The sequence below is a fragment of the Nitrospirota bacterium genome (assembly GCA_015233895.1).
GTDB lineage: Bacteria > Nitrospirota > Thermodesulfovibrionia > Thermodesulfovibrionales > Magnetobacteriaceae > Magnetomonas.
In genome coordinates this window covers 115,290-121,791 of the sequence record JADFXG010000010.1, presented here as the reverse complement: position 1 = coordinate 121,791, position 6,502 = coordinate 115,290, and the positions used below count along the sequence as shown (strand labels likewise).

7 protein-coding genes are annotated in these 6,502 nt (G+C 41.1%); 4 read left to right on the top strand and 3 right to left on the bottom strand.

Annotated elements, in window-relative coordinates; genetic code table 11:
* Positions 1 to 138 precede the first annotated feature (138 nt).
* Positions 139 to 1,779 carry a response regulator gene (locus HQK88_09225; protein MBF0616984.1) on the bottom strand — a complete coding sequence of 547 codons (1,641 nt, stop codon included), beginning with the start codon at positions 1,777 to 1,779 and terminating at the stop codon, positions 139 to 141.
* 193 nt (positions 1,780 to 1,972) lie between these two features.
* Here HQK88_09225 and argH point away from each other — a divergent pair, with 193 nt between their 5' ends.
* The 4 genes from argH to ruvC are packed head-to-tail and all read left to right on the top strand — an operon-like array spanning position 1,973 to position 4,598.
* Complete coding sequence (gene argH / locus HQK88_09220; protein ID MBF0616983.1) at positions 1,973 to 3,361, top strand: argininosuccinate lyase; 1,389 nt, start codon at positions 1,973 to 1,975, stop codon at positions 3,359 to 3,361.
* Positions 3,362 to 3,364: 3 nt separating this feature from the next.
* On the top strand, positions 3,365 to 3,514 hold the full coding sequence (locus tag HQK88_09215) for a hypothetical protein (protein ID MBF0616982.1): 150 nt from the start codon (positions 3,365 to 3,367) through the stop codon (positions 3,512 to 3,514).
* Positions 3,511 to 4,110 carry a D-sedoheptulose 7-phosphate isomerase gene (locus tag HQK88_09210; GenBank protein ID MBF0616981.1) on the top strand — a complete coding sequence of 200 codons (600 nt, stop codon included), beginning with the start codon at positions 3,511 to 3,513 and terminating at the stop codon, positions 4,108 to 4,110. The genes HQK88_09215 and HQK88_09210 overlap by 4 nt, the downstream gene beginning before the upstream one ends.
* 17 nt (positions 4,111 to 4,127) lie before the next feature.
* On the top strand, positions 4,128 to 4,598 hold the full coding sequence (ruvC, locus tag HQK88_09205) for a crossover junction endodeoxyribonuclease RuvC (GenBank protein MBF0616980.1): 471 nt from the start codon (positions 4,128 to 4,130) through the stop codon (positions 4,596 to 4,598).
* Between the two features lie 88 nt (positions 4,599 to 4,686).
* On the opposite strand, the gene HQK88_09200 is transcribed toward ruvC, so the two are convergent.
* Both HQK88_09200 and HQK88_09195 read right to left on the bottom strand, forming a co-directional pair.
* Entirely contained in the window at positions 4,687 to 5,121 is a 435-nt protein-coding gene (locus tag HQK88_09200; protein MBF0616979.1) for a hypothetical protein, read from the bottom strand.
* A gap of 104 nt (positions 5,122 to 5,225) precedes the next feature.
* A complete protein-coding gene (locus HQK88_09195) occupies positions 5,226 to 6,410 on the bottom strand; it encodes a hypothetical protein (protein ID MBF0616978.1) in 1,185 nt (394 codons plus the stop codon).
* Between the last annotated feature and the right edge of the window lie 92 nt (positions 6,411 to 6,502).

The following is a 6,502-nucleotide window of genomic DNA, read 5'->3' as shown; positions in this document are numbered from 1 at the left end:
CTCATTGTGTCATGCCTCCTTTTTGTTATAACTGATAATATAATTCAGTTAGGCAGTTTCTGAAAATATACTTTCCAAAAAATGCTCTCTAATTAGACTTCATGACACAGTTTTTTGAACACTCTCGCTCTGTCTAATTTATCGGATATTTCTATACCTGCCGACAAGCTGTTGAAATTTAATGTTATTAGGTTCTATTACATTTATTCGTTCGATGTACTTTTCACACCTGTCTGTGTAGTTTTTATCTTTTCCTTTTTTCAACAAATATCCGACTATTGCTCTCAGGGCATTTAAATTAATGATGAAATTTGATGGCATGCCATCAGCTGCTTTGTCAAAGAGGTCTATGGCCTCAGTGAGCATCCCTTTATTGATTAACTCAACGCCCTTGTTGTTAACCCTTATAATCTCAGCTTTCGTATTTGAGACAAAAGCAACGCCCTCATCAGTCATACCTAAATCATCAAATGTCCCCTGAACTTTTTTTAGTATGCTATTGTCTGAGTGGTTGTTTTGGACAATAAGTTTCATCATCTCCATGCCTTTTTCTTTTTCACCGGCTTTAATAAACGCTCCGGAAAGCTCAATTGCCAGCTCAGGCGGCACTTTCCCATCATAATTGTTGGAAATTTTCTCGGCCTCTTTTAAATAATCCAGTGCCTTGTTATATTGCTGAGTATATGCATATATGCTGCTTTCTAACAGTGTTGTCTGAAGCATAATCTCGTCGCTGCCTATGAAATCACCCCTTGCCTCATCTATCATATCAAGTGCCCTGCCGGTATCACCCTTTTTGACATACACTTTGGCAAGGTGCACGTAATCGGAGGAGTCTTGAAAGAGTGATGTTTTTCCAATTTCAAGTGCATTATTGAAAGATGCCTCTGCCGTGTTAAAATCCTTATTACTATAGGCAATGTTACCAAGCGCACGTTGTCTGAATATAGCTTGCGGTGATTTACTTACAGCATCCTCTAAAACACTTTGAGCACTCTTTTTGTCCCCGGTTTCCTCCAGTGTTTTTGCAAGCCAGTCGTACGCAGGGACAAACATATCGTTTTCCTCAATAAGCTCTCTGAATGTCTTTTCGGCATCCGGATATTTCCTCATGTGAAAATACACTTTCCCCATGTTAAACACCGCCCAGACCAACCTGTGCTTATTTAACACCAGTGTATATAAATTCCCTGCATTTTTGTAATCACAGGTTGTCATGTAAATTTCACCCTTGACCTTTAGAATATCAAGGATATATTTTGGGTTGTTTTTCAGTAAGCTGTCACATAAAGTGATTGCACCAGCAAAATCCCTGCGCATTATCGCTTTGTCAATGTTAGCAAACAACTGTTTCTTTTCGTTTGCAGCTTTAATTCTCTGCACAATATCCTTTGTGGTAAAGGGCTTAACCAGATATCCATCCGGTTGGTAATCCATAACACTCATTACCATTCTTATTGTATTTTCTGCCGTTACCATGAAAAACATTGTGGAATATCCGAGTATCTTTTTATAAGTTAGTTCTTCAAATATCTGCTGGCCGTTCTTTTTACCAGGGCCCAGGTTATAGTCGCAAAGGATTATGTCGTAGGGCTGGCGCGAGATTTTGCTTATTGCTTCATTAGCATCCTCAGACGTTTCTACAGATTTGACGCCAAGAGCTGCAATGTTTCTTTTCATACTTTCTCTGAATTCCTTGTAGTCATCAATAATAAAAAATCTCTTGTCTTTAAGAATAACATCTGCAGCTTGTGACTTATCATACATGATTTGTGCCATTACAGACCTCTTTTTAACAGGCAGGTTTCTTGATGTTGTGTTATCAGCCTAAAAGCTCCTTTCACTTCTCTTTCACCTTATACTCCATCGTCATTATTCGGTATAATACTCTTAAAACTTTATTGTAACATTAGTATCAACAAATATTTTTTTCTGTTGACCGCTATCCCATTAAAATTGTATTATTCCCATCATGAAAAAACTTTGGGGCGGCAGGTTTACGCAAGGTGCGGCTAAAAGCGTTGAAGCTTTTACGGAGTCAATATCTTTTGATAAACGCCTTGCGTTTTACGACATAGCGGGCAGCACGGCTCACGCAAAGATGCTTGCTAAACAGGGGATTATAACTCAAAAAGAAGCTAAGGAAATCGTAACGGGATTAAGTAAAATAGCAAAACAGATAGCCAATGGGACCTTTGACTTTAAAGTCGAGCTTGAAGATATTCACATGAATATTGAGAGCGCTCTCACTGAGATATATCCAGACTCCGGCAGGAAACTCCACACTGCCCGCTCACGTAACGATCAGGTTGCTCTTGACATACGGCTATATCTTAGGGATGAGGCAAAACAGATTATCGAAAAGATAGAACATTTTCAAAACACTCTGGTAGATATTGCTGAAAAACATTTAAACACAATAATGCCCGGCTACACCCACCTACAGAGGGCACAGCCAGTCATACTTTCTCACCATCTGCTGGCTTACGTTGAGATGTTTCAGCGTGACAGGGAAAGATTAAACGATTGCCTTAAGCGAATCAACACGCTCCCACTGGGCGCCTGTGCAATGTCTGGAACAACTTTAAATATTGACAGGGATTATGTTGCTAAGGAGTTGAAATTTGCCCGCATCTCGGAAAACAGCATGGATGCAGTATCGGACAGGGATTTTGTGATTGAGTTTATTTCACACTGTTCAATTATAATGATGCACCTTAGCCGGATGGCAGAGGAGTTGGTTTTATGGAGCACGGGTGAGTTTTCCTTTATAGAAATCTCAGATGCCTACACCACAGGCTCAAGCATAATGCCACAAAAGAAAAATCCGGACGTTGCGGAGCTTATTCGCGGTAAAACCGGACGCGTTTATGGCGCTCTGATGTCAATATTAACAATAATGAAGGCGCTCCCGCTTACCTATAACCGTGACATGCAGGAGGATAAGATTCCTCTTTTTGACGCCTGTGACACGGTAAGCGCATCCCTTACAATAATCAGTGAGATGTTTCATCATATAAATTTTAACGCAACGAGGCTTAGAGAGACTGCCGGCTCAGGGTTTTCCCTTGCCACAGATTTGGCCGAGTATCTGGTAAGAAAGGGGGTTCCTTTCAGAGCGGCACACGAAATCACAGGCAACCTTGTAAAACACTGCTTGCAGCAAAGTGAAACCCTTGAAAAAATCCCTCTTAACATCTTTAAATCATTTTCAGACCGCATAGAAGAGGATGTGTATGAGTGCCTGAATTTAGACGTTGCCGTCAATAATAAAAACTCAAAGGGCGGCACATCAGCCATTGAGGGAAAGAAGCAAATAGAACGGTTGAGAAATGTACAGACAAAAAAAGGAATAAAATAGAAGATGATAAGACAGGCTCTTGTTATATCAATGGCTTTAGCAACAATGTTTATATTGATTGCCTCGTGCGGCAAAAAGGGGCCGCCTACTCTAAAGATTATAACGGATAACGTTACTAAAACAGATAACGTTACTAAGCGGGGGATAAGATGACAATAAAAGAGACAATCCAGAAGTGCGTAAAAGACAGCATTGAGGTTAAAGAGAGGTTTTTTTCAGAAAATATAGACAGAATAGAGGACGTGGCCAAAGTGATAGCAGGAGCGTTCTCAGGCGGCAGGAAGATTCTCTTGTTTGGTAACGGAGGCTCAGCAACGGATGCCTCGCATATAGCCGCCGAGTTTGTTAACCGGTTTAAGTGTGAGAGGCCGGGACTCCCTGCCATAGCACTAAACACCGACATGGCAGTTATAACCTCAATAGCTAACGACTACGACTTTTCAGAAATTTTTGCCCGTCAGATAAAAAGCCTTGCACAAGAGGGCGATGTAGTGATAGCTATAAGCACAAGCGGAGGCTCAAAAAATGTGCTGAAAGCCGTGGATGCCTCCAATAAGAAAAAACTGACAGTTATTGCCTTTACTGGCGAAAAAGGAGTTAAATTATCAGAGAAATCACAATATCCCTTTGTGGTGCCAACAAGCGACACGGCACGCATTCAGGAGACTCACATAACGCTGGCTCATATCCTGTGTCAACTTGTTGAAGAGATTCTGTTTCAGTTTCCTACAAAAAAATCCAAACATTGATGGCACAAGTGACCGTAATCGGCATTGACCCTGGCAGCATACACTGCGGTTACGGAGTTTTACACGCAGACGATAACCGACTAAGGCTTGTCTGTACCGGACGGATTTCCCCCCCTGCTAAAAAACCCCTGCCTGAGAGGTTAAAATTTATCTTTGAAAAGTTAAGAGATATAATGGCTGAAACCCGCCCTGATGAGATGGCTATCGAAAAGGTGTTTAATGCAAAGAATTTTATATCGGCACTCCACCTGGGACATGCCAGAGCAGTGGCAATGCTCTGTGCCTCCCTTTCGGAACTCACCGTGTCTGAGTACTCGGCACTTGAAATAAAAAAAGCCGTCAGCGGCTATGGTAAAGCCGATAAGAATCAGGTACTCCAAATGGTTAAGGCCATTTTAAATATCACAGAGGATTTACCGTTTGACAGTTCTGACGCCCTTGCAGTTGCAATTTGCCATATTAACTCGATACGATTTAAGAGGATTTAACCTTCCAAAAAGAAATAAATGTCAACAAAAATATAAAGCCGTTTTCAGGCAATAGTGTGCTCTGAAAACGGCCTGATACTCAACTATATTATGAAACGTCCACTTTTACTGCTTCACTTATCCATGTGCCATGTAAATTGCAATTAATAATAGCCTCAAGTTTTACGCTCTTATCAAGCTTGATTTTGAACACTGCATTTGATGGGGCAACGCCTCCTATAGGATAATCAGCTTGCGCAATTTCTTTGCCATTTGCAAGAAGTTTGAGATATTGAATCCAATGCTCAGGGGTTGAGGGATGCTCTTTCATAAACCCAACTTTAATGGTTACATCTGTCCATTGCCCGGCTTTAGCTTTACCTAAAACTTCAACAACTGGTACATGTGATTGTTCCAACGCACTGGGATTATCCTTGCTCTTAAGCTTTTGCGGTTCGCTTTTACTTTCCTCGGCCAACACGCTACCTGACGTTAAGACTACTCCGGCTACTACTGCACTTTTCAAAAAATCTCTTCTTTGCATTGTTTCCTCCTTGTAGTTTTTTAATCGGTATTTAATCCCACCAAAGCTATCCTAATAATCATATCACAATACACATCTGCTATTCAACAAACATGAGCTTTAAGTTAAAACGTTGGCACAGGGATGTTTCCCCAGCCTGTGTTGTTAGAAAGCTCCTTAAGGTCAATTAGCTTTAGATTATGAATATCAACATCGGCCATAAATTGAGGCTCACGTCTTGCATTTATAGCTAACATGTCGCTTAACCCGATACTTTTTGCATTGGGGATTTTAAGAAAAATCAATTTTCTTATCACAGTGCCAGCCGGCGAGTGTGCTGCTAAATTCCCGTTGTGTTGCATCGCATTGTGTGCCTGGCAGAGGTGGCTAAAAGGGTGAAATACCCAGTCTGTAACCATTGAAATTGCATGGTGCTGTTTGTATAGTTTCCAGTTGTCTCCGGTATCGGCAATAAGTCCCTGCATAATGTAGCCGGGCGGCAGAAAATAGACAAGGTATTTGTTGTTAGCATTTATGTGAGAGCTGATTTCCTCAATTTGTAGTACTTGTGCCATCCGGTGTTCCATTTTAAACTTATCATCGTCCATGATTGAAACTGCAACGATGTGGCTGTTATCAGTCCAGGAGCATAGGTGGGATATTGTGTATGACCGCAGAAAAAATCCTGCGGTAACTGTAATAACTGATAACAAGACAAAAACTCCTGCTCTGCCTAATACGCTTTTGGGCATGATTCTTTGCTCTATGGTTTTTGGTAAAAACATTCCGGTCTGTTCCATGTAACGGCTGTAGTCAGCGTTATGGAGCTTAAGCATTCTTCTTTCCTCGTCTTTTGCAAGGAGGTAGTAGCAGAGCACCATGAAAAGCCATAGAACCAGCACCAAAAACCTTGGCCAAAGCACAGCAAGCCCCGCGCCAGTAGTTATCAATGCGGCATACTGAGGATGTCTGATAAACGTGTAAAGACCTTTAACTACAATGCCTTTCTTTAATAACTTTGCTTTGTAAACTGCAAAGGCACATATTAAAAAAAGAAAGAACCCGCCTACGAAAAACACTGATCCCAGTACCCGTATAAATTTCAAAAAGTTATCCGGTGGAACCACCATGTGGGGAAGAAAAAAGGCGCTTAACCAGCGGGTAGCTGTAAATTTAGATGTCTCAATCAAAAAAGGATTAAATGCAGAGTAGAAAAACCCCGCAAATGGACTTATCATAATCAACACCTCAAGCCCTATGATAAAATAGAGCACAGGGGCAGCACTAAAGATAGCCTTAGTTTTATTCATAATAAACCTCCTAATTACCAAGGTGCATTCAATCGCCTAACTTCGTTGGCTTCGTCAAAAGTTCCTCAACGTACTAAAGTACGTCTACGTCA

Coding starts and splice junctions, on each gene's coding strand:
- argH (MBF0616983.1), top strand. CDS start 1,973: ATGAAAAAACTTTGGGGCGGCAGGTTTACGCAAGGTGCGGCTAAAAGC.
- HQK88_09200 (MBF0616979.1), bottom strand. CDS start 5,121: ATGCAAAGAAGAGATTTTTTGAAAAGTGCAGTAGTAGCCGGAGTAGTC.
- HQK88_09215 (MBF0616982.1), top strand. CDS start 3,365: ATGATAAGACAGGCTCTTGTTATATCAATGGCTTTAGCAACAATGTTT.
- HQK88_09195 (MBF0616978.1), bottom strand. CDS start 6,410: ATGAATAAAACTAAGGCTATCTTTAGTGCTGCCCCTGTGCTCTATTTT.
- HQK88_09225 (MBF0616984.1), bottom strand. CDS start 1,779: ATGGCACAAATCATGTATGATAAGTCACAAGCTGCAGATGTTATTCTT.
- HQK88_09210 (MBF0616981.1), top strand. CDS start 3,511: ATGACAATAAAAGAGACAATCCAGAAGTGCGTAAAAGACAGCATTGAG.